At 66.0% G+C, this 21,888-nt stretch carries 26 protein-coding genes; 6 read left to right on the top strand and 20 right to left on the bottom strand.

Annotated elements, in window-relative coordinates; genetic code table 11:
- From mpl to OXU50_00930, 14 genes are all read right to left on the bottom strand, one after another.
- Positions 1-1,369, bottom strand: a 1,369-nt coding sequence (gene mpl / locus OXU50_00995) for a UDP-N-acetylmuramate:L-alanyl-gamma-D-glutamyl-meso-diaminopimelate ligase (GenBank protein MDD9868468.1), incomplete at its 3' end; no start/stop codon positions are given.
- Positions 1,370-1,458: 89 nt separating this feature from the next.
- On the bottom strand, positions 1,459-1,992 hold the full coding sequence (locus OXU50_00990) for a hypothetical protein (protein ID MDD9868467.1): 534 nt from the start codon (positions 1,990-1,992) through the stop codon (positions 1,459-1,461).
- A 37-nt stretch (positions 1,993-2,029) separates the two neighbouring features.
- Positions 2,030-2,809: a peroxide stress protein YaaA gene (gene yaaA / locus OXU50_00985; protein ID MDD9868466.1), complete on the bottom strand. Its 780-nt coding sequence runs from the start codon at positions 2,807-2,809 to the stop codon at positions 2,030-2,032.
- Positions 2,810-2,826: 17 nt separating this feature from the next.
- Positions 2,827-4,170: a metalloprotease PmbA gene (gene pmbA, locus OXU50_00980; protein ID MDD9868465.1), complete on the bottom strand. Its 1,344-nt coding sequence runs from the start codon at positions 4,168-4,170 to the stop codon at positions 2,827-2,829.
- Positions 4,167-5,609, bottom strand: a complete 1,443-nt coding sequence (gene tldD / locus OXU50_00975; GenBank protein ID MDD9868464.1) for a metalloprotease TldD — start codon at positions 5,607-5,609, stop codon at positions 4,167-4,169. Before tldD ends, pmbA begins: the two co-directional genes overlap by 4 nt.
- 90 nt (positions 5,610-5,699) lie before the next feature.
- Positions 5,700-6,128 carry a nucleoside-diphosphate kinase gene (ndk, locus tag OXU50_00970; protein MDD9868463.1) on the bottom strand — a complete coding sequence of 143 codons (429 nt, stop codon included), beginning with the start codon at positions 6,126-6,128 and terminating at the stop codon, positions 5,700-5,702.
- Positions 6,125-6,325: a Fe-S cluster assembly protein IscX gene (gene iscX, locus OXU50_00965; GenBank protein ID MDD9868462.1), complete on the bottom strand. Its 201-nt coding sequence runs from the start codon at positions 6,323-6,325 to the stop codon at positions 6,125-6,127. The genes ndk and iscX overlap by 4 nt, the downstream gene beginning before the upstream one ends.
- Before the next feature lie 12 nt (positions 6,326-6,337).
- On the bottom strand, positions 6,338-6,676 hold the full coding sequence (gene fdx / locus OXU50_00960; GenBank protein ID MDD9868461.1) for an ISC system 2Fe-2S type ferredoxin: 339 nt from the start codon (positions 6,674-6,676) through the stop codon (positions 6,338-6,340).
- Between the two features lie 9 nt (positions 6,677-6,685).
- Positions 6,686-8,554 carry a Fe-S protein assembly chaperone HscA gene (hscA, locus tag OXU50_00955; protein ID MDD9868460.1) on the bottom strand — a complete coding sequence of 623 codons (1,869 nt, stop codon included), beginning with the start codon at positions 8,552-8,554 and terminating at the stop codon, positions 6,686-6,688.
- 1 nt (position 8,555) lies between these two features.
- Positions 8,556-9,104, bottom strand: coding sequence for a Fe-S protein assembly co-chaperone HscB (gene hscB / locus OXU50_00950; GenBank protein ID MDD9868459.1), 549 nt, complete (start codon positions 9,102-9,104; stop codon positions 8,556-8,558).
- A 34-nt stretch (positions 9,105-9,138) separates the two neighbouring features.
- Entirely contained in the window at positions 9,139-9,462 is a 324-nt protein-coding gene (iscA, locus tag OXU50_00945) for an iron-sulfur cluster assembly protein IscA (GenBank protein ID MDD9868458.1), read from the bottom strand.
- 7 nt (positions 9,463-9,469) lie between these two features.
- Entirely contained in the window at positions 9,470-9,862 is a 393-nt protein-coding gene (gene iscU / locus OXU50_00940) for a Fe-S cluster assembly scaffold IscU (protein ID MDD9868457.1), read from the bottom strand.
- A 29-nt stretch (positions 9,863-9,891) separates the two neighbouring features.
- Positions 9,892-11,118: an IscS subfamily cysteine desulfurase gene (locus OXU50_00935; protein ID MDD9868456.1), complete on the bottom strand. Its 1,227-nt coding sequence runs from the start codon at positions 11,116-11,118 to the stop codon at positions 9,892-9,894.
- A 45-nt stretch (positions 11,119-11,163) separates the two neighbouring features.
- Complete coding sequence (locus OXU50_00930; protein ID MDD9868455.1) at positions 11,164-11,658, bottom strand: Rrf2 family transcriptional regulator; 495 nt, start codon at positions 11,656-11,658, stop codon at positions 11,164-11,166.
- 116 nt (positions 11,659-11,774) lie between these two features.
- Between OXU50_00930 and OXU50_00925 the strand changes: the two genes are divergently transcribed.
- The 4 genes from OXU50_00925 to OXU50_00910 are packed head-to-tail and all read left to right on the top strand — an operon-like array spanning position 11,775 to position 16,203.
- A complete protein-coding gene (locus tag OXU50_00925) occupies positions 11,775-14,000 on the top strand; it encodes a glycosyltransferase family A protein (GenBank protein ID MDD9868454.1) in 2,226 nt (741 codons plus the stop codon).
- 17 nt (positions 14,001-14,017) lie between these two features.
- Positions 14,018-14,818 (top strand): inositol monophosphatase family protein, encoded by an 801-nt coding sequence (locus OXU50_00920; protein ID MDD9868453.1) that lies wholly within the window; start codon positions 14,018-14,020, stop codon positions 14,816-14,818.
- Between the two features lie 11 nt (positions 14,819-14,829).
- Positions 14,830-15,951 (top strand): anthranilate phosphoribosyltransferase, encoded by a 1,122-nt coding sequence (locus tag OXU50_00915; GenBank protein ID MDD9868452.1) that lies wholly within the window; start codon positions 14,830-14,832, stop codon positions 15,949-15,951.
- Positions 15,952-15,999: 48 nt separating this feature from the next.
- Positions 16,000-16,203 carry a hypothetical protein gene (locus OXU50_00910; protein MDD9868451.1) on the top strand — a complete coding sequence of 68 codons (204 nt, stop codon included), beginning with the start codon at positions 16,000-16,002 and terminating at the stop codon, positions 16,201-16,203.
- A 7-nt stretch (positions 16,204-16,210) separates the two neighbouring features.
- On the opposite strand, the gene OXU50_00905 is transcribed toward OXU50_00910, so the two are convergent.
- The gene (locus OXU50_00905) at positions 16,211-16,759 is read right to left on the bottom strand and encodes a hypothetical protein (protein MDD9868450.1); all 549 of its coding nucleotides are present in this window, start codon (positions 16,757-16,759) and stop codon (positions 16,211-16,213) included.
- 83 nt (positions 16,760-16,842) lie between these two features.
- On the opposite strand from OXU50_00905, the gene OXU50_00900 reads away from it, so the two are divergent.
- On the top strand, positions 16,843-17,208 hold the full coding sequence (locus OXU50_00900) for a S24 family peptidase (GenBank protein MDD9868449.1): 366 nt from the start codon (positions 16,843-16,845) through the stop codon (positions 17,206-17,208).
- Between the two features lie 7 nt (positions 17,209-17,215).
- On the opposite strand, the gene OXU50_00895 is transcribed toward OXU50_00900, so the two are convergent.
- The 5 genes from OXU50_00895 to gmk are packed head-to-tail and all read right to left on the bottom strand — an operon-like array spanning position 17,216 to position 21,387.
- A complete protein-coding gene (locus OXU50_00895) occupies positions 17,216-18,193 on the bottom strand; it encodes a glycosyltransferase family 10 (protein ID MDD9868448.1) in 978 nt (325 codons plus the stop codon).
- A gap of 29 nt (positions 18,194-18,222) precedes the next feature.
- On the bottom strand, positions 18,223-18,876 hold the full coding sequence (locus OXU50_00890; protein MDD9868447.1) for a response regulator transcription factor: 654 nt from the start codon (positions 18,874-18,876) through the stop codon (positions 18,223-18,225).
- The gene (locus OXU50_00885) at positions 18,876-20,390 is read right to left on the bottom strand and encodes a histidine kinase (GenBank protein MDD9868446.1); all 1,515 of its coding nucleotides are present in this window, start codon (positions 20,388-20,390) and stop codon (positions 18,876-18,878) included. Before OXU50_00885 ends, OXU50_00890 begins: the two co-directional genes overlap by 1 nt.
- Before the next feature lie 26 nt (positions 20,391-20,416).
- On the bottom strand, positions 20,417-20,758 hold the full coding sequence (locus OXU50_00880) for a Fe-S cluster assembly protein HesB (protein ID MDD9868445.1): 342 nt from the start codon (positions 20,756-20,758) through the stop codon (positions 20,417-20,419).
- On the bottom strand, positions 20,755-21,387 hold the full coding sequence (gene gmk / locus OXU50_00875; protein MDD9868444.1) for a guanylate kinase: 633 nt from the start codon (positions 21,385-21,387) through the stop codon (positions 20,755-20,757). The genes OXU50_00880 and gmk overlap by 4 nt, the downstream gene beginning before the upstream one ends.
- Before the next feature lie 175 nt (positions 21,388-21,562).
- On the opposite strand from gmk, the gene OXU50_00870 reads away from it, so the two are divergent.
- Positions 21,563-21,886, top strand: a complete 324-nt coding sequence (locus tag OXU50_00870) for a ferredoxin family protein (GenBank protein ID MDD9868443.1) — start codon at positions 21,563-21,565, stop codon at positions 21,884-21,886.
- The last annotated feature ends 2 nt before the right edge of the window (positions 21,887-21,888 follow it).

The raw sequence follows: 21,888 nt of genomic DNA, 5'->3' as shown, positions 1-21,888 counted from the left end.
CGCCCCCTTCCCCCAGCCGCTCCTCCAGCAACCCATGCACCCCCCCAAAGTCCCCGTTCGACATCACCACCACGCTGTCCCCCGCCGCAGCCTCGCCGGCCACCGCCTCGACCAGTTCGCCAATCTCGCCGTGCACCGTCCAGTGCGGCGCGGCCTGCGCCAGCATCGCTGCGGGGTCCCAGTCCAGCGACGGCGGGCGGTAGAAGAACAAACGGTCGGCCTCGTCAAACGACGCGCCCAGCAAATCATTGTGACGCCCCGCCCGGATGGTGTTTGAACGCGGCTCGAAGACCGCAAGCAAGCGGCCACCGTCCAGGCGGGCGCGCACCGCGCCGAGGCTTGCGCGGATTTCGGTCGGGTGGTGGGCGAAGTCGTCGTATATCGTCACGCCGCCGGCTTCGGCGAAGACCTCCAGGCGGCGGCGCACGCCGTGAAACCGCCCCAGCGCCTCCAGCGACGCGGCCACCGGCACGCCCACGCGGTAGGCCGCGGCCACGGCGCCGACCGCGTTGGCGATGTTGTGCTCGCCCGGCACAGACCAGTCGCAAACGCCGGCGTATTCGCCCAGATGGTACACCTCAAAACCGCCGCCGTCCGACGCGCGCGCCTGCCAGTCGGCGTCCTCGCCCTGCAAGCCGAAGGTCTGCAACTCCGACCACACGCCGCGCTCCAGCACCGAGCGCAGGTTCGCGTCGCCGGCGCGCGCCACAACCAGGCCGCCGCCGGGCAGCGTCCGCAGCAGGTGGTGAAACTGCGTCTTGATGGTCTCCAGGTCGTCAAAAATGTCGGCGTGGTCAAACTCAAGGTTGTTCAGCACCAGCACCTGCGGCCTGTAATGCACAAACTTCGAGCGCTTGTCGAAAAAGGCGGTGTCGTATTCGTCGCCCTCAATGACGAAAAGGTCGGACTGGCCGAGGCGCGCCGAAGTGTCAAAATCAACCGGCGCGCCGCCGATTAAAAACCCCGGCGTCATGCCGGCGAATTCCAGTATCCAGGCCAGCATCGCGCTGGCCGTGGTCTTGCCGTGCGTGCCGGCGACGCACAGCACGCGGCGCTGGTGCAACACCGCCTCGTACAGCCACTGCGGCCCGGACACCACCGGCAGGCGGTGGTCCAGCAGCGCCTCGACCAGTTCGTCGCCGCGCGACAGCGCATTGCCGATGATGTAGCGGTCGTAGCCGCCGGCGGCGGCGTCGGCGCGGCAGCGCGTGTCGAACGCGATGCGGTTTTTCGCCAGTTGCTCGCTCATCGGCGGCCACGCGCCCTTGTCGCAGCCGCCCACCTCGCAGCCGAGTTCGCGCGCAAGGCACGCAAGCCCCGCCATGAAGGTGCCGCAGATGCCAAGCAGATAAACGCGGCGCTCAAACATGAATGCAAAGAAGCGGCACAAGACGGCCCGCCATGCACGCAGGCCCGGCCACCAACGGGCCGCAAATGCCAAGCGGACAAACGCGGCGCTCAAACATGAATGGACAGCGACAGCACCAGATTGCCCGCCATGTACAGCAGCGCGATGCCGACGGCGAACGACAGCCGCACCTCCAGCGCGTGCAGCATGATGTGGCCGATAACGCGCACAATCCAGATGAAAATGCCGAGATAAACCAGCGCCATCACGGCGCTGAAAGGCGGCGTGGAAACGCCCGCCGGCGCCTCGCCGAAACTCATCTGCACCGCGAGGTAATTGAGCGGCATCAGAATCACATTGAACAGCGCGCTGATGCCCGCCAGCGCCGTCATCGTCTGCGGAAAACGTTCCGGGCAGCGAAACAGCAGCAGCAGCACATAAACAAAAACCAGCGTGAAGGCCAGTTCAACGCCGGCGTCTATCCACATCCGCTCCGGAACATTGGCGAGTTTGGCGGAGACAACGCCGCTGACCGCCATCAAAAAGCAGAAGGCCGTCAGCAGCGCCGGGGAGACGGGAAAATCCTGCGGCGCGGCGCGGAATGTGGCCAGCCGCCACACCAGCAGGCATTGGGTCATCGCCACCGGGCCGGACGCCGTCGCGCGCCGCCGTCAGGCGGGTTCAGTCCCGCGTGAACACCCAGTCCGCCGCATCGGACATCCCGGCGTTGTAAGCGTATCCGCCTTCCCGGAACCGCTTGATTTTGGCGACATCGGTGACGCGGTTTCTGACAATCCACGAAGTCATCATGCCGCGCGAACGCTTCGCGGTGAAACTGACCACCTTGTAACCGCCGTTCTTCTTCTCCCTGAAAACCGGCGTCACCACCCGCGCCTTCAGTTCGTCGGCACGAACCGCGCTGAAATACTCCTTTGAAGCCAGGTTGACAAGCACCGCCTCGCCGCGCCCGCCGCCGGCCTTCGCCAGTTCCGCGTTCAGATTGCGCGTGATCTTGCCGCCCCAGAACGCATACAGGTCGCCGGCGCCGTTGCCGGCGGCGAAGCGCGTCCCCATTTCAAGGCGGTACGGCTGAATCAAATCAAGCGGCCTGAGCACGCCGTACAGCCCCGACAGCACGCGCACATGGCGCTGCGCGAAGTCCAGGTCGGCGGCGCTGAAAGAATCGGCGTCCAGCCCCTGATAAACATCGCCGCGAAACGCAAGCACCGCCTGTTTGGCGTTGTCCGGCGTAAACGGCTTCTTCCACTTGCGGTAGCGCTCGACATTCAGTTCGGCGATCTTGTCGCTGACATTCATCAACTTCCGCAAGTCCGGCGCCGACAGTTTCTTCAGACGCCCGGCCAGTTTCTGCGCGTCGTCCAGAAACGCCGGCTGGGTGTGTTTGCGAACGCCGCCCGCGTCAAAATCAAGCCGCTTCGCCGGCGACAACACAACAATCATGCCACCCCCATTGTTTGCTATTTTCCGGCCACCGTCATTTCCGGCAGCAGCAGCGAACCGCAGCGGATGCTCGAGCGCTCGTCCACATCGTCGCCGGCGCGCGCGACCGACGCGAACATGTCCTTCAGGTTGCCGGCCACGGTAATCTCCTCGACCGGGTACGCAAGCGCGCCGTTCTCAACCCAGAAACCGGCGGCGCCCTGCGAGTAGTCGCCGGTCACCGGGTTGATGCCGGAACCAATCAACTCGGTCACGACCAGCCCGGTGCCCATCTCCGCGACCAGGTCGTTAAAACCGCCGGCGTTGCTCCTGACCGCGAGGTTTCTGACGCCGCCGGCGTTGCCCGTCGTGTGCAGGCCGAGGCGGCGGGCGGAATAACTGTCAAGCACATAACTGTCGAGCACGCCGTCGCGCACGATGGCGTGCGTGCGCGTGCCGACGCCGTCCAGGTCAAACGGCGCGCTGTGCAGCCCGCCCCGAATCAGCGGCTCCTCGTCCATGCAAAGCCACTCCGGAAAAACGCGCCGCCCAAGCGTGTCCTGCAAGAAGGTCGTCTTGCGGTAGAGCGCCGGGCCGCTGACCGCGCTGATAAAACACCCGAACAGCGTGCGCGCCATCTCCGGCACAAACAGCACCGGCGCCTTGCAACTGGCGATCTTGCGCGCGCCCAGCCGCCGCACCGCGCGTTCGGCGGCGCGCGCGCCGACCTGCGCCGGCGTTTCCAGCCGCCGCGAATAGCGGTTGACGCTGTACCAGCCGTCGCGCTGCATGCCGCCATCGTCGCCGGCCACCACCAGGCAACTGATGCCGTGGCGGGTGCCGGACCAACCGCCGCTGAAACCGTGGCTGTTGCCGTAGCAGTGCAGCGCGCGCACGGTGTGCACCGAGGCGCCCTCCGAATTGACGATTTCAGGCGCGGCGCGCGCGCTGTCCTCGCATTCGGTCGCCAGTTCAACCGCGGCGCCGATGTCGAGAGACCACGGGCGGTCCAGGTCCAGGTCGGCGACCGCCGCCGCCAGATCATCCGGGTTGCACAGGCCGGCGCACTCGTCCTCGCTGACCTCGCCGGCAATCGCGCAGGCGGCGGCGACCATGTCCGAAACCGACGCGGCGCGCAAGTCGGACGAAGACACCGTGGCCTTGCGCTTGCCGAAATACACCGTCAGCACAAAGTCCTGGTCGTTCTCGTGCTCCAGCGTCTCAACCTCGCCCATGCGCACCGTCGCCGAAAACCCGTAACTGCGCCCGACCGAAACCTCGGCGGCGTCGGCCTTGCGGCGCGCCGCCTCGTCCAGCACCCGCGCCACCAGCGACAGCGCCTGCTCGCGCGCCGCCGCGATGTCAAAATCCTGCGTCTTCAAGAGCCGGTGCCCCCGACCGTCAGGCCGTCCACGCGCATCGTCGGCTGGCCGACGCCGACCGGCACCATCTGCCCGTGCTTGCCGCACGAGCCGATGCCGTCGTCGAGTTTCAGATCGTTGCCGACCAGCGACACGCGCGTCAGCACATCGGGGCCGTTGCCGACCAGCGACACGCCCTTGACCGGCGCCGCGATTTTGCCGGCCTCAATCCGGTACGCCTCGCACGCCGAGAACACAAACTTGCCCGATGTGATGTCCACCTGGCCGCCGCCGAAATTGGCCGCGTAAATGCCGCGGTCAACCGAGCGGATAATCTCCTCCGGGTCGTGGCGGCCCGGCAGCATGTAGGTGTTGGTCATGCGCGGCATCGGCAGGTGCGCGTACGACTGGCGGCGCCCGTTGCCGGTCGGCGCCGCGCCCATCAGGCGCGCGTTCAGTTTGTCCTGCATGTAGCCCTTCAGCACGCCGTTTTCTATCAGCGTCGTGCATTGCGTCGGCACGCCCTCGTCGTCCATGTTGAGCGAGCCGCGGCGGTCGGGCAGCGTGCCGTCGTCCACGACGGTCACCTCGGCGGCGGCGACGCGCTCGCCGATGCGGTCGCTGAAAGCCGATGTGCCCTTGCGGCAGAAGTCGCCCTCCAGGCCGTGGCCGATGGCCTCGTGCAGCAACACGCCGGGCCAGCCCGGCCCCAGCACCACGACCATCTCGCCGGCGGGCGCCGGCACCGCCTCCAGGTTCAGCAGCGCGTAGCGCACCGCCTCCTCGACCAGTTCGCGCGGGTCGTGGCGTTCAAGCAGCGTGTTGTAATCGTAGCGCCCGCCGGCGCCGGACACGCCGCGCTCCTTCAGGCCGCCGTCCTCGGCGACGACGACGGCGTTGAGGCGCACCAGCGGGCGCACATCCGCCGTCAGCGTGCCGTCGGCGGCGGCCACCAGCACAATGTCATGGGTGCCGCTGAGCGACACCATCACCTGCTTGACGCGCGTGTCGGCGCGGCGCGCGGCCTCGTCCATCGAGCGCAGCAGCGCGACTTTTTCCGGCGCGCCCATGGACGCCGCCGGGTTGTCCTGCGGGTAGAGGTCGCGCCGCCCGGACTGGCGCCACGCCTGCAACTGCCCGTCGCCGCCGGACTGGACGATGGCGCGCGCGGCGGCGCCGGCGTCCATCAGCGCCGGCAATACAATCTCGTCGGAATAGGCGAAGCCGGTTTTCTCGCCCGACACCGCGCGCACGCCGACGCCGCGCGCGACGCCGAAACCGGCCTCCTTGACGATGCCGTCCTCCAGCGACCACGACTCGCTGCGGCTGTGCTGAAAATACAACTCGGCGTCGTCCACGCCGGGCGCCATCAGCGACGACAGCACGCCGCCGATGCTGTTTTCATCCAGCCCCGACGATTCGAGCAGGTTTTCCTTCGCAAGATCGAGTGCTTTGGCCATGGTGTTACCTCCGTGTTCAGTATAACGCAGCGGCGCCGGCGAAGCGCGGTGGCCTGCGGCCCGCGCGGCCCGTTGCGCCCGTTCCGCGTGTCATCGCACGCGCTCGCAGATTTCGTCGGCCTCAAAGAAGAAGGCGATTTCGGCGGCGGCGTTTTCGGGCGAGTCGGAGCCGTGCACGGCGTTTTCGTCTATCGTCGAGGCGAAGTCGGCGCGCACGGTGCCGGGCGCCGCCGCCGCCGGGTCGGTGTCGCCCATCAGTTGGCGGTTCAGCAGTATCGCGTCCTCGCCCTCCAGCACCTGCACGACGACCGGGCCGGACACCATGAACGAGACAAGGTCGCCGAAGAACGGGCGCTCGCGGTGAACGGCGTAAAAGCCCTCGGCCTGGCGGCGCGTCAGGTGCAGCATTTTCATCGCGACGATGCGCAGGCCGGCGCGCTCAAAACGCGAGTTGATCTCGCCAATCAGGTTCCTCGAAACCGCGTCCGGTTTCAGGATGGACAATGTGCGTTCCATCATTCCTTTTCCTCCATCCACGCCATTTGTATCGCCTCGAGTATCTTCTCGCCGGAGCGCTGCGGGTCGTCGTCAAAGTCCTCCAGTTCGCAAACCCAGGCGTGCAAATCGGTGAAGCGGATGTAGCGCGGGTCCACATCCGGATGCGCCGCGTCGAGCGCAATCGCAATGTCCAGACTGTCGGTCCATTTCAAACTCATGGTTGTCTCCTGTCAGTGAGCCTCGGAAACCAGGTTGATAGTGTACTTCGGAATCTCGACGACCAGGTCTTCATCCGCCACTTTCGCCTGGCAACTTAATCTGGAGTCGGGGTCCAGGCCCCACGCCTTGTCGAGGTAGTCCTCCTCGTTCTCCGACGGCTCCTCCAGCGAATCGTAACCCTCGCGCACATACACATGGCAGGTCGTGCAGGCGCACGACTTCTCGCAGGCGTGCTCAATCTCGATGCCGTTGCCGAGCGCCGCGTCGCAGATGCTGACGCCGGCGCCGGCCTCGACCGTCTTGCCCTGCGGGCAGATGACGGGGTGCGGCAGGAAAGTGATCTTCGCCACCGGCGGCCCTCACCCGAACTCGCCGGCGCTGCGGCCCGCAAGCGCCTTGCGGATGCCGAGGTTCATGCGCTGCGCGACATAACTCTCGCTGCACGCCTCAAGGCGCTCGATGGCGGCGCGTATCGAGTCGGCGTCGCCGCGCTCGATTTCGTCTTCCAGTTTGCGCCCGGCGTCCACAATCGGCGCGCGCCCGGCGGCGTCGAGCAACTCGTCGCCGTCTTCGGCGAGCGCCGCCATCAGCGCCTCGACAACCCGGCGCCCCTCAACCTGTTGTTCGCGCAACTTGCGCGACTGCATGTCGCTGCCTGCGTGCGCGGCGGAATCGAGAATCATCCGCTCAACCTCGTCGTCGGAAAGGCCGTAAGACGGCTTGACCTCAACCGCGGTGCGCGCGCCGGAGGCCGCTTCTTCGGCCTCGACCGACAGCAGGCCGTCGGCATCCACGCGAAAGGTCACCTCAATTCGCGCCGCGCCGGCCTTGCGCGGCTCGATGCCCTTCAATTCAAACCGCGCCAGCGAGCGGCAGTCCGACACCAGCGGGCGCTCGCCCTGAACGACATGCAGCGACAACCCGGTCTGGCCGTCCTTCGCGGTCGTGAACTCCTGCGCCTTCGCCGCCGGGATGACGCTGTTGCGCGGAATAATCTTCTCGGCCAGCCCGCCCATCGTCTCGATGCCGAGCGACAGCGGCACGACATCAAGCAACAGCATTTCATCGCCGCCGGCGCGGTTGCCGGCCAGCGTGTCGGCCTGAATCGCGGCGCCCAGCGCGACCACTTCGTCGGGGTCAATGTCGGTCAGCAACTCGCGTCCGAAAAACTCCGCGACGCGCGCGCGCACCAGCGGCATCCGCGTCGAGCCGCCGACCATGACGATGTTCTGCACCTGCGCCGGCTGCACGCCGGCGTCGTGCAACACGCGGCGGCACACGGCCACCGCCCTGTCCACCAGCGGCGCCGCCAGTTGCTCGAACTGCGCGCGCGACAAGTCCGCGCGCCACTCGCCGCAGCCGGGCGGCGACAACCGGCACTCGACGGAATCCGCCGCGCTCAGCGCCTCCTTCGCGCGCCGCGCCTCGGCCAGCAGGTGGCGCAGCGCGCGCGGCGTGCGCGCAAACGCCGCCGACGCCGGCGCCTGCGCGGCAAACCAGTCGGCCAGCGCGCGGTCGAAGTCGTCGCCGCCCAGCAAACTGTCGCCGCCGGTCGCGAGCACGCGCAGCACGCCCTTGTCGAGTTGCAGCACGGACACATCGAAAGTGCCGCCGCCGAGATCAAACACCGCAATCACCTCTTCGTCGGCGCCGCGGTCGAGGCCGTAGGCGACCGCCGCCGCGGTCGGCTCGTTGATCAGGCGGTACACATCCAGCCCGGCGAGGCGCGCCGCGTCTTTCGTGGCCTGGCGCTGGGCGTCGTCAAAATAGGCGGGCACCGTGATGACGGCGCCGTCCGGCGCGGCGCCGAGCGCCTGTTCGGCGCGCTGTTTCAGCGCGCGCAGAATGTCCGCCGACACCTCGACCGCGCTCTTGTCGCCCGCCGCCGTTTGCAGCCGCGGCACGCCGGGGTTGTCGCAGTTCAGCCGGTAACCGAACCAGTCCGGCAGGTGGCCGAGGTCGGCGGCGCCGCGCCCCATCAGGCGCTTGACCGAAACCACCGTGTTGGCCGGGTCTTCAAGCGACGCGCCGCGCGCGGCGTCGCCGACCAGCGGCGCGGCGCCTGCGCGGTAGTGCACCAGCGACGGCACCGCGCCGGACAGCGTTTGCGGCAGTCCGCCGCGCACCGTCGCCGCCAGCGAGTTGGTCGTGCCAAGGTCAATGCCGACCGCGCAGCGGCGTTCGCGCGCGGTTGGCCGCCCCGGCTCGGTGATTTGCAACAGGGCCAAGTCAGTTCTCCGCCCGCAATCCGGCGACGGCGTCGCTGATTCCGGCGGTCAGTTTGCCGATGAATTTCATCTTCAGAAGGTATTCCCGCGCGGCCCCGAAATCGCCGCTTTGCCAGGCGTTGCTGAAACCGTCGCGCACCTGCGCGGCGCTCGCCGCCACCTGCGCCGACAGTTGCGCGGCCTCGGCCTCGGCCTCGCGCGGGTCGTCATGCCCGTCCAGTTCCTGCAGGCGCTCGCGGAATTCCATCTGCTCGGCCAGAAAACCGGCGTCGCCGGTGGTGTCGGTCTCGTCGTTCAATTCAATGCCTTGCAGTTGCAGCAGGTGGCCGGCGCGCGCGCAGTCGTCCATCAGCACGCCGTAGGCCTCGTTGACCAGCGCCGACTGGCGCAGGGCGATGCGCTGCTGCTGCCCGCCGGACGCCGCATGGCGGTCCGGATGCAGCAGCGCCTGGAGTTTGCGGTATTTCCTCTCGACCGCGTCCCGGTCTATTGAAAAGCCGGGCGCGAGGTCGAACAATTGAAAATAATTCTGCTGCTCCCGCGCAGGCATCTTTCCGCCCGCCCGCCGGGGGCGCGCCGCCGTCTCAAATCGAGAAACTTTCCCCGCAGCCGCAGCGGTCTTTTTCGTTGGGGTTGTTGAACCGGAAGCCTTCGTTCAGCCCTTCCCTGGCGAAATCCACCTCGGTGCCGTCCAGATAGACCAGGCTTGCGGCGTCAATCAGCACCTTGACGCCGCGGTCCTCAAACACCTGGTCGTCCACGCCGACGCGGTCGGCGTACTCAATGGTGTAGGCCAGGCCGGAGCACCCCGTCGTCTTGACGCCGAGGCGCACGCCGATGCCGCGCCCGCGCTGCTCAAGAAAATTCTTCACGCGGCCCGCGGCGGCGGACGTCAGGGTGATGGCCATCGCGAACTCACTCGTCGGCGGCGGACTGCTTGTCGTGGTAGTCCTTGATGGCGGCCTTGATGGCGTCCTCGGCCAGCACCGAACAATGTATCTTGACCGGCGGCAGCGACAGCTCCTCGACGATCTCCACATTCTTGATCTTGCTGGCCTCGTCCAGCGTCTTGCCGCGCACCCATTCGGTCAGCAGACTCGACGAGGCGATGGCCGAACCGCAGCCGTAGGTCTTGAAGCGGGCGTCCTCGATGACGCCGTCGTCGTTGACCTTGATTTGCAGTTTCATCACATCGCCGCACGCCGGCGCGCCGACCATGCCGGTGCCGACATTGGGGTCGTCCTTGTCGAGCGAGCCGACATTTCTTGGATTCTCATAGTGATCCAGGACTTTTTTTCCGTATGACATTTCAGTTCTCCTCCATGCAGGTTTTCATTTCAATGGGTGACCCATTCGACTTTTTCAAGGTCCACGCCATCCTGGTACATCTCCCACAACGGCGACAATTCGCGCAGCCGGATGACCGACTCCTTGACCAGGTCCACGGTGTAATCCACCTCCGCCGCCGTCGTGTAGCGGCCAATCGAGAAGCGAATCGAGCTGTGCGCCAGTTCGTCGTTGCGCCCCAGCGCGCGCAGCACATAACTCGGCTCGAGCGACGCCGAAGTGCAGGCCGAGCCGCTCGACACCGCGATGTTCTTCAGCGACATGATCAGCGACTCGCCCTCGACAAAATTGAAACTGACATTCAGGTTGCCGGCGACGCGCTGTTCAAGGTCGCCGTTGCAATAGACCTCCTCCAGTTGGCTGAGGCCCTGCCACAGGCGGTTCCTGAGCGACAGGATGCGCTCGTTCTCGCTCGCCATTTCGTTCGCGGCGATGTCAAAGGCCGCGCCCATGCCGGCAATCTGGTGCGTCGCCAGCGTGCCCGAGCGCATGCCGCGCTCGTGGCCGCCGCCGTGCATCTGCGCCTCGACGCGCACGCGCGGCTTGCGCCGCACATACAGCGCGCCGACGCCCTTCGGGCCGTAAATCTTGTGCGCCGAGAAACTCATCAAATCAACCGGCAACTTTTGCAGGTCTATCGGCACCTTGCCGGCGCTTTGCGCCGCGTCCACATGAAAGACGACGCCCTTCTCGCGCGCAACCTCGCCGAGCGCGGCGATGTCCTGAATCACGCCGATTTCGTTGTTGACATGCATCACCGACAGCAGCGTGGTGTCGTCGCGCAGCGCCTGCGACACCGCGTCGGCGTCGAGCAGGCCGTTGTCTTTCGGCTCCAGGTAAGTCACCTCGTAGCCTTCCTTCTCGAGTTGGCGGCAGGTGTCGAGCACCGCCTTGTGCTCGGTCTTGACGGTGACGATGTGGCGCCCGCGCTTGCCGTAGAAATGCGCCGCGCCCTTGATGGCGAGGTTGTTGGACTCGGTCGCGCCGCTGGTCCAGACAATCTCGCGCGGGTCGGCGTTGAGCAGCGCCGCGACCTGGTCGCGCGCCTCGTCCACGGCCTTCTCGCCCTGCCACCCGAACGAGTGGCTGCGCGACGCCGGGTTGCCGAACACGCCGCCCACCTTCATGTAGTGCATCATCTTCTCGGCGACGCGCTCGTCCACCGGCGTGGTCGCGCTGTAGTCGAGATAAATCGGCAGTTTCACTTTGTTTGCCATCGGTTTTCCTCTTGTTCGTGTTCTTGTTCTTGCTTGTTGGCCGCGTCAGCAGGGCTGGTGCCACTGCACCGTGGCCGCGCCGCCGCGGTTCTTCGCCATCGCGTCCTGGCGCTCGGCGACCTCGCGCACCTGCGCGTCGGAGACGACATCCGACAGGCAGATGTCGGACAGCACATGCTCGATGCGGCGGCTCAAGTCGCTCCACAGCACATGGGTCAGGCACTTGTGGTTGTCCTGGCAGTTGACCTGGCCGCGGCAGCGGGTGTTGTCGGTTCGCTCGTCCACCGCCTCGATCATGTCGGCGATTGAAATCTCGCCGGCGCTTCTCGCCAGCCGGTAGCCGCCGCCCGGCCCGCGCCAACTCTCAACGAGGCCGTGGCTGCGAAGGCACGCAAACAGCCGCCCCAGATAGGCCGGCGGAATGCTCTGGCGTTTGGCGATGTCGGACAGCGACACGGGCCGCCCGCCGTTTTCATGCTGGTGCAACGCCAGGTCGGTCATCGCCGTGACCGCATAGCGCCCTTTGGTCGTCAATCTCATGGCACCTCCTCGGTGTGGTGTAATATACTATACCTGACTATTTTGGTCAACAATCCATTCACCGCAAGAAATCCAGTGAAAACACCGCTTTCCGGCGCCCCGTCGTCGTCGCCGGCATGACCCGAACCGCCGTCATCATCCCCGTCTTCAACCGCGCCGGCCTGATTGGCCGCGCGCTCGACCATGTCGGCGCCCAGACCCAGCCGCCCGACCGGCTCATCGTCGTGGACGACGCCTCCGACGACGGCACGCCCGACGCCGTGCGCCAATGGCAGCAGCGCGAACAGCGCCCCTTTGAAACGCAACTGCTGGTGCAGGAGACCAACCGGGGAGCGCCGACTGCAAGAAACCGCGGCCTCGCGCAAATTGCCCGCTCCGGGAACAACCGCGGGGGCGACTGCGAGTTTGTCTATTTTCTCGACTCCGACGACTTCCCGCCGCCGGACTTTCTTGAGAAGACCGCCGCCGCGCTCGCCGCATCGCCGCGCGCGGTGGCGGCCAGCACCGACCGCCTGATGCACTACGAACTGAAAACACCGGACGGCGTGCGCCATGTGGAAGAACTCATCCACCAAAACGAACTGGCCGCAAACCCGTGGCAATGGTTTTTCACCGAAGGCGCAGGCGTCGCCTCCTGCACGCTGTTTCGCGCCGAACCCGTCAGGGAACTCGGCGGCTTCAGCGGCACACTGCCGACCGGCCACGACAGCGAATTGTTCACGCGTCTTGCCAACCTCGGCGAATGGCTGCATGTACCGCACTGCGCGGTGACTTTCACCGGCGGCGACGCCCACGACAAACTCTACCGCAGGCACAAAGACTATCTGCGAAGTTGGGCCTGCATCCGTGAAGACTGCCTGGAGCGCTTCGGCGCGCGCGAGCACATTCCGCAAAAACTGCGGCGCCGGGTGATGGGCAACTTGTGGTGCCTGGCGGGCATGCAGATGATTGCGCTGGAGCGCTTCGGCGAGGCCGGCGAATGTTTCAGACGGTCGCTGGCGTGGCGGGTGTCGCCGTTCAACCGTTCGTGGCCGTTGCTGGCGCTGCTGCCGCTGGCGCGCCCGGCGATGCCGCTGCTGCGGCGCACCGGCCTGGCCGCGTCTTTCGCCGACCATTTCAGCCACAAGAAAAGGCGGTTGCTGAAACAGAAAACCGAAAAATTGCCGCCATCGGAAAGCCCGGCCCGGCCTGCGGCGCCCTGCAACGATGAGGCGGCAACCCGGACGCCGGCGCAACCGCCGGAAAAACGCGCCCGCCAGGCGCAACCGCATTCCGGCGGGCAAATGAAAACCGCCGTCATCATCCCCGTCTTCAACCGCGCCGGCCTGATTGACCGCGTGCTCGACCACATCGGCGCGCAGACACGGCCGCCCGACCGACTCATCGTCGTGGACGACGCATCCGACGACGGCACGCCCGATGCGGTACGCCAATGGCAGCAGCGCGAACAACGCCCTTTCAAGACGCAACTGCTGGTGCAGGAGACCAACCGGGGGGCGCCTGCCGCGAGAAACCGCGGCCTCGCGCAAATTGTCCACTCCGGGAATGACTGCGGGGGCGACTGCGAGTTTGTCTATTTTCTCGACTCCGACGACTTCCCGCCGCCGGACTTTCTTGAGAAGACCGCCGCCGCGCTCGCCGCATCGCCGCGCGCGGTGGCGGCCAGCACCGACCGCCTGATGCACTACGAACTGAAAACACCGGACGGCGTGCGCCATGTGGAAGAACTCATCCACCAAAACGAACTGGCCGCAAACCCGTGGCAATGGTTTTTCACCGAAGGCGCAGGCGTCGCCTCCTGCACGCTGTTTCGCGCCGAACCCGTCAGGGAACTCGGCGGCTTCAGCGGCACACTGCCGACCGGCCACGACAGCGAATTGTTCACGCGTCTTGCCAACCTCGGCGAATGGCTGCATGTACCGCACTGCGCGGTGACTTTCACCGGCGGCGACGCCCACGACAAACTCTACCGCAGGCACAAAGACTATCTGCGAAGTTGGGCCTGCATCCGTGAAGACTGCCTGGAGCGCTTCGGCGCGCGCGAGCACATTCCGCAAAAACTGCGGCGCCGGGTGATGGGCAACTTGTGGTGCCTGGCGGGCATGCAGATGATTGCGCTGGAGCGCTTCGGCGAGGCCGGCGAATGTTTCAGACGGTCGCTGGCGTGGCGGGTGTCGCCGTTCAACCGTTCGTGGCCGTTGCTGGCGCTGCTGCCGCTGGCGCGCCCGGCGATGCCGCTGCTGCGGCGCACCGGCCTGGCCGCGTCTTTCGCCGACCATTTCAGCCACAAGAAGAAACAACTGCTGAAACAGCGGCGCAACCAACAACGAGGCCGGCAATGAGGCCATCAGCGGCGCAACTGAAGGCCTATCTGAACACCGCCGCGAAGGCGGCGCTGGACGCGGGGCGGATTGTCATGCGCCGCGCCGGGCGCCTGCACGAGATCAAAACCCGCGACAAGGGGCGCAACGACCCGGTCAGCAATGTGGACCTGGAATGCGAGCGCGAAATCGTCGGCCAGTTGCGCCGCGCGTTTCCGGACCACGCCATCCTGTCCGAGGAAAGTGCAGATGACGGGGCCGATGACGGCGCCGGCAACAAGGCCGGCGGCGACGAATGGCAGTGGGTGATTGACCCCCTCGACGGCACCATCAACTTCATCCACGGCTTTCCCCATTGCGCCGTTTCCATCGCGCTGCTGCACCACGGCGCGCCGGTTGTCGGCGCCATCTTCGACCCGTTCAAGAATGAACTGTTCCTGGCCTGCCAGGGCGAAGGCGCGACGCTGAACCAGCGCAAAATCCGCGCCTCAGAGCGCAAGCACCTGGACGACGCGCTCATCGGCACCGGCTTTCCGTACCGCGACGACCAGAACCTTGACGCCTACCTGCAAACCTTCCGCAATATCGCCGGCGAAACCGCCGGCATCCGCCGCGCCGGGGCGGCGGCGCTCGACCTGGCCTATGTCGCCTGCGCGCGGCTCGACGGCTTCTGGGAATTCGGCCTCAGGCCGTGGGACATCGCCGCCGGCATCGTCATCGTGCGCGAGGCCGGCGGCCTGGTCGGCGAGCCGGACGGCGGCGAAGACTGCCTGAAGTCCGGCAATGTGCTCGCCGCCGGCACCGCGCTGTTCAAGACAATGTCGGAGCGACTGCGATAAGATAGCGCACAATGGAAACGAAAGAAAACCATGACGCGCACCTGATTCTGCGCCGCTGCATCCAGAAAGTCGCGACCGGCCCGGAATACAGCAAAGACCTCGCGTTTGAGGAGGCCCGCGCGGCGATGAAGTCCATCCTGGAAAACGGCGCCGACCCGGTGCAGGCCGCGGTTCTGCTGATTGCGCTGCGGATGAAGCGCGAAACCCAGGAAGAAAACCGCGGCGTGTTGCAGGCGATACGCGAAAGCGCCGACGCCGTCACCGCGCCCGTCGAGCAGGTCGTGGACATCGCCGACCCCTACGACGGCTTTCTGCGCAGCCTGCCGGTCGCGCCTTTCCTGCCGGCGGTGCTGGCGGCGTGCGGCGTGCCGGCGTTCAGCCACGGCATGGAGCGCGTCGGCCCGAAATACGGCGCCACCCACCACACGGTGCTGCGCGCCGCCGGCGCCGATGTCGGACTGTCGGCGCAGCAGGCGGCGGCGCAACTGCAAGACGCCGGCTGGGCCTATGTGGATCAAAGTCGCTTCTGCCCGGCGCTGCACGACCTGGCGGCGCTGCGCACGCGCATCGTCAAGCGCCCGCTGCTGACCACCGTCGAGGTGCTGAGCGGCCCGATACGCGGGCGCCGCAGCACCCACCTGATCACCGGCTATGTGCACAAGGCCTACCCGCCGGTTTATCTCGACCTGGCGCAATTCGCCGGTTTTGATTCCGCCGCCGTCGTGCGCGGCAGCGAGGGCGGCATCACGCCGTCGCTGAAACAACCGGCCAGACTGCACGAAGTCCGCGGCGACGGCGAGGCGCAAATGCGCGAACTCGACCCGCTCGCCATCGGCATCCGGCAAACATCGCGCGGCGTGCCGCTGCCCGACGACTTGCCGCCGGCGGCGGAATGCGGCGATGAAATCGCCGCCGAAGTGGATGTCGGGGCGCTGTCGCAAAACGCCGCCGCCGCCGGCCTTGAGGCGCTGCACGGCGCGCCGGGCGCCGCGCGCGACTGCCTGATTTACGGCGGCGCCATCGTGCTGACCCACCTGCAAAAGCATGCCTCAATGAAAGACGCCGCCGCCGCCGCCGCCGCGCGGCTGGACGACGGCGAGGCGCTGAGGCGTTTTCAGGCGGCCCTCGGCTGAATATAATCCGGCTCAACCAGTCACAAGCAAAAACAAGGAGAAACCACAATGAAGCAATTTTACCGGGACGCAGTGGTGCGGATGGAAGAAGCGGGCGTTGACCCCGACTATGTGCTCGGCTGGCAGAGCGGCTATCTGGGCCACCCGCCGCGCGAAGAGCAGCGCGTCAGCGACGCCTACAACGCCGGGCGCAAGGACGGCGAGGAAAAAAACGCCGACAACTTTTCGGCGTGGGCCGGCCAGGCGGGCTGAGCGCGGCTCAAACCATGGAAGCGGCGCGGCGCAGCGCCTTGTAGAGCGCCGGCGCTTCCATGTCAATGACATAGTCCGCTATCCACTGCCGGTGTTTGTCGCCCATCGCATCGCGTATATGGCCGCCGAGCACGCGCCTCATCGTAAAGCCCGGGCCTTCGTCGTCGTCGTAACCGCAGTCGGCGTACTCGTCGGCGCGCCGGTTGACCAGATCAATGAAACGCCGCAGGTGGCCGCCGCCGCCGGAAACATCGCGGCGGTTGTCCTCGATGATCTCGCCGAAACGCCGCGCCGTCGCCCCAATCAGCGCCGCGCGCGCGTCGTCGTCCAGCCTCGTGTGGGCGTGGCGGTCGAGCAGGTGCAGCGCGAAAGCCGCGAACTCGGCGATGGCGTCCAGCCGCTGCGCGTTGTCGCGCGTTTCAAACCCCTCGTTTTCCAGGTTCAGCAGGCATTCGGTCACAATCCGCCACAGGTTGGCGCCGATGGCGCCGGCGGTCGCGCGGTAATCGCGCGGCGAATCGGCGCGGTTCCATCTGGTTTTCAGTCGCGGGGGCATCGTGCGGGGCGGCGCGGGCTTGCAATGCCGTATTATAGCGCCAGGTTCAGATGCCATCAGGAGGCCCACAGGGTGCTGTTCGCATGAGCGCAAAAGAACACGGGCAGGAACACCTGCAACCGCTCGACGATGCCGGCTGCGCCGCGAGCGAACCTTACGCGCTGCGCGTGCTGGGCGACAGCATGGCGCCCGAATTCCCGGACGGCTCCATCATCGTCATTGAACCCGGCGGCGCGTTTGAAAGCGGCTCATATGTCATCGCGCAGGCCGGCGGCGAATACATCTTCCGGCAGTTCATCGTCGAAAACGGGCGGCATCTGCTGAAACCGCTGAACCCCGGCTACGAAAGCATCGCCATCGCCGGCACCGGCGCAATCAAGGGCGTTGTCGTGCAGCGCGCCGGCGCGCGGCGCGGCGACCGCAAACACTACGCCGGCGGGCGCGGCTGAGGCGCGGTCACCAGCGGTTGCGCCACCGAATCAGCCTCAGCAGCATCGGCGCAAACATCGGGTTCGGCCTCAGTTTGTCGTGAACCGCCCGGCTGAAACGGACCGACAGCGGAAGGGCGGTCAGCGGCGGCGCCCGGCGGTAGCGTATCGGCTCCGGGTTGGAAAAAATCTCCTCAAAGCGCGCCAGCAGACTGTCGTCCGACAGGTAGTCCAGGCCGCGGCCGTCGTTCAGCCAGGGTTGCGCGAGACAGGATTTGTACAAATCGTCGTCGTTGTCCATCTCGATGACCTTGTCAACAACCTGGCTGAAGTCGTCGTACTCGTGGCAGTTGATGAACGACTTCGGGTTGAAGTCGTGCGCAATCCGCGGATTGCCCCAGTAAATCGGCACGACATTGTCAATCATCGCATGATAAATCTTTTCCGTCGTGTAGCCCGGGTGGCAGGAGTTCTCGAAGACGATGGCGAATTTGTAGCGCCGCCTGAAGTCCGCCTCCTGCGCCGAATCCTTGGGCACAAGATGGCCCAGCGTGTTCAGAAACCTGCCGCCGGAGTCCACCATCTTGTAGGCCAGCATGCGGTTGAAAAAATCCTCCCTCTCCGGCGTTATGTGGGAATACAGAAAATAGCAGAACCCGCTTTTCTGCGCGAGAATGCGCTCCGGGTCCTTCGGTTGCTTCAGCCGGTCATAGTCGCCGTAAAACCGGTACAGCGGCAGGCGGTAGTGCCTGCGGGTCATCGCCAGGTCGAAAGTGAAGGCGTAATCGCAGTCGTAAAAATCCGGCCTGGTGTTCTCGCCGGTGTAGAAAATGCGGACGCAGTCCTGGTATTTCCTCTTCTCCAGATAGCCGTCGGTGTAAATCAGAAAATCCGGGTTGTCGGAAATCTCCAGGTCAAAACGCTTTGAAAGCAGTTTGTAGAAAGGGCTTTCTTCCAGGCGCAGGCCCCAGAAACCCTTGAAATTAATCTTGACGCTGCGTTTCATCACACCGAACGGCCAAACGGAAGCGGCTCTCAGCGCCCCTTGCGGATGCCGCGTTCAACCTCAATCATCGCGGCCTCGACACGCGAATGCACGCCGAGTTTCCGCAAAATGGTGTTGACATGCAGTTTGACGGTGCCGGCGGAAATATCCAGGGCGGAGGCGATCAACTTGTTGCTCTGCCCCTCGACCAGCAGCGCCAGCACCTCGCGCTCGCGCGGCGTCAATTTGCTGACCAGTTCGCCGCAGCGCAGCGGCGGCAGTTTTTTCATGTCGAGTTTCTCATATGCCTCGCGCAGCGACGGCGCGACGACGGTCTCGCCCTCCACCACGCTGTGCAGCGCCGCCACCAGGTCGTCGGGCGCGATGTCCTTCATCAAGTAGCCCTTCGCGCCGCGCATCATCGCGCCGGCCAGGTCGGCGGGGTCCTCGCTGGTGGTCAGCATGACGACGGCGCTGGAGAAATCCTGTTCTTGCAGCATCTCGAGTATTTCAATGCCGTCCACATCGGGCATGCGAACATCCACCAGCAGCACATCGGGCCGCTCCTTCTGCGCCAGTTCAATGCCGCGCAGGCCCTCGCCGAGCGACGCCGCGACCTGGATGCCGCGCTGCGTCAGCAGCGCCTCGAGGCCGTCGCGGAACAGTTTGTGGTCGTCAATGATGACGACGGACAAGTCCGGCATTATCCCGCGCCCCCCGGATAGTCAAAGGTGGCCGCAACGCGCATGCCCTCCCCCGGCTCGCTGTTGACATCCAGTTCGCCGCCGATGCGCCGCGCGCGCTCGCGCATCACCTCAAGGCCGACATGCTCGCCGCCGTCCGCCGCCGGGCGGGCGGCGGCGCCGACGCCGTTGTCCTCGATCAGCACGCGGTAATGGCCGTTGCGCCCGCGCATCAGAATCCGGACAAAATCGGCGCGGCTGTGCTTGCGGACATTCATCAGCGCCTCCTGCACAATGCGCAGGATGTTCAGTTCGTGCTGGTCCGGCAGCACAACGCCCGGCCACTCCTCCTGAAAGAACACCTTGACGCCGGGGTTGTCGTAGCGAAAACGCTCGACAACCTTGCGCACCGACTGAAGCAAACTGCCCTTCTCGACCGGCGCGCGAAAATGGCGCACCAACTCGCGCACCTCCAGATTGGCCTCGTCTATCGAATTCTCCATCTGCGCCAGCACCCGGCGCACGGGTTCAGCGCCGCCGTCCAGCGTCTGCGCCAGCGCGCCAATCTGAAAACGCAGGCCGGCAATCGTCTGCGCCAGCGAATCGTGCAGTTCGTGGGCGAGGTGGGTGCGCTCCTCGACGATGGACAGCCGCTCGCGCTCGCGGTCAAGGCGCATCTTCTCAATGGCCATCCCCAAGTGGCGGCTGATGCCGGCGAACAGGTCGCGCAGATGCGCGCGGTTGGCGAAGGTTTCGGCGTCAAGGTGCAGAATGCACGCGCCGAGCGTCTCGCCGTGGTATTGCATCGGCACCACCACCCGGCGCCCGGCCTCCGATGTTTGCAGCCACTCGCTGCCGCCGTCAAGGCGCTTGACGAGTTGCGGGCTGTCCGGCGGCAGGCCGGAACTCGCCAGCAACTGCATGCCGCCGTCGGCCAGGCGCAGCCGGATGACGACGGCGTCAATGCCGTAGATATCCTCAAGCCCGGCCAGCACCTGCGCCAGCAGTTCGTCAAGATTGTGCGACCCGGTAAGGCTCGCGGCGAAGCGGTAGAGCAGCGCCAGCGAGCGCGTCTTCTCGGTCAGGTGCCCGGCGTGGCGTTGCAACTGGCTTTCGGTGTCGCGCGACTGCGCCTCCAGCATGTTGCAGAAGGTGTTGAGGTCGTCGCACAGGCCGGCAAAACTGCTGCCGCCGAGTTGCGGCAGCCGCGCCGCCAGATCCCCGGCGTGCACCCGTTGCAGCCAGGCGTGCAGATGGCGCGACGGCTCAATCAGGTCAAGGTGCAGATACCACGCCGTCGCCGCCAGACAAACAACCACCGGCAGCCACAGCCACGCCGCGGCGCCCGCCGGAAAGTAACCGGGCTGCAACTGCGCCGCCAGCAGCGCGGCCAGCGACGCCGCCAGCGCCGCGAAAGCGGCGACGATGCGGCGGCACGAACGCGCGCCGGCCAGCCGCCCGAAGAAGGCGCGCGCGCCCGGCTTGCGCGCGAACCGCGCCGCCGATTCCTGCAAAACACTCGACATCGTTTTCATCCAGCGGTCCCGACGGCAGGCGGCGCCTATTGCGTTTCAGCCGGGGGCACCCAGGCCGGGTCGTTCGGATTCAGGAAAATAAAGTGGAACCGCCCCTCTTCCAGTTCCACATAATCCAGTGTCATGTCCTTCAAAAGCCTCAGCATCTCGCTCGACACAATCAGCGACACATCGCCGCTTGTGAACGACAGGTCGTCCTCGTGAACGGCGGCGTCAAAGCCCATCATATAGTGAAAACTGTCGTCTTCCAGGCGCTGCACGGCGATTCGCAGCGGCCAGTCGCGCACATTGCCCTGCTCCGCCGATTTCCTGATTTGCGCGGCGGCGGACGGCGTAACGCGGATGACTTCGTCCCTGTCCGGCGTCATCGGCGCGGCGCCTCCAGCCCCAGTGATTGCAGCGTGCGCCCGAGACGCGCGTGCGCGCCGGCGTCCGGTTCGCGCCCGTCGAGAATGCGCCGCAGGTCGCCGCAGGCGCGGTCGAAGTCGTCGTTGACGACGATGTGGTCAAACTCGTTGCAGTGACTCATTTCCCTCATTGCCTCCTCCATGCGCCGCTCGATGACCTGCCGGGTGTCGAGGTTGCGGCGTGTCAGCCGTTCGCGCAAGGCGCGCTCCGACGGCGGCAGGATAAAAACCGAGACGCCTTCTTTCATGCGGCTCATCACCTGCCTCGCGCCCTGCCAGTCTATCTCCAGTACAATATCATATCCGCGCGCAAGTTCGCTCTCGACAAACCGGCGGGAAGTGCCGTAGTCGTAATCATACACCCTGGCGTGCTCAAGAAAGTCGCCGTCGCGCGCCATCCGCGCAAAAGTGGCGGCGTCCACAAAATGATAATCGCGCCCGTCCACCTCGCCCTTGCGCCCCGGCCTCGTCGTGTGCGAAACCGACAGTTTCAGGCGCCCGCCGCCGTCCAGCAGATGCGCCAGCAGGCTGGTCTTGCCGGCGCCCGAAGGCGCGGAGACGACAAACAGGCGGCCACGGCGCGCGTTCATGCCCGCCGCCCGCGCAGGCCGTTTGCCGGCGGCGTGCGCCGGTCTTGCGGCGTCGGCACCGCCGGGGGGCTGTCCTCAAATGAAACCGGGCGCATCCGGTCAATTTACCACAGCCGCCGCCATTGCCATTACAATAAATGCCGAACGGCGCCGGAGCGCCGCGACAGGAACCACAATGACTTTTGTAGTGACAGAAAACTGCATCAAGTGCAAATACACCGACTGCGTTGAAGTCTGCCCGGTGGACTGCTTCCACGAAGGCCCCAACTTCCTGGTCATTGACCCGGAAGAGTGCATTGACTGCTCGCTGTGCGAACCGGAATGCCCGATCGAGGCGATTGTTCCGGAAGACGCCATCGAGGAAGACCAGCACCACCTGCTTGCACTCAACGCCGAATTGTCGCAGGAGTGGCCGGTCATCACCGTCAAGAAAGACCCGCCGCCCGACGCCGACGAATGGCGCGGCAAGCCGGACAAACTGAAACTGCTCGAACGCTGACC

The organism is Gammaproteobacteria bacterium, from assembly GCA_028817225.1.
Lineage (GTDB): Bacteria > Pseudomonadota > Gammaproteobacteria > Poriferisulfidales > Oxydemutatoraceae > Oxydemutator.
This window is presented reverse-complemented; position numbering and strand designations above follow the sequence as displayed.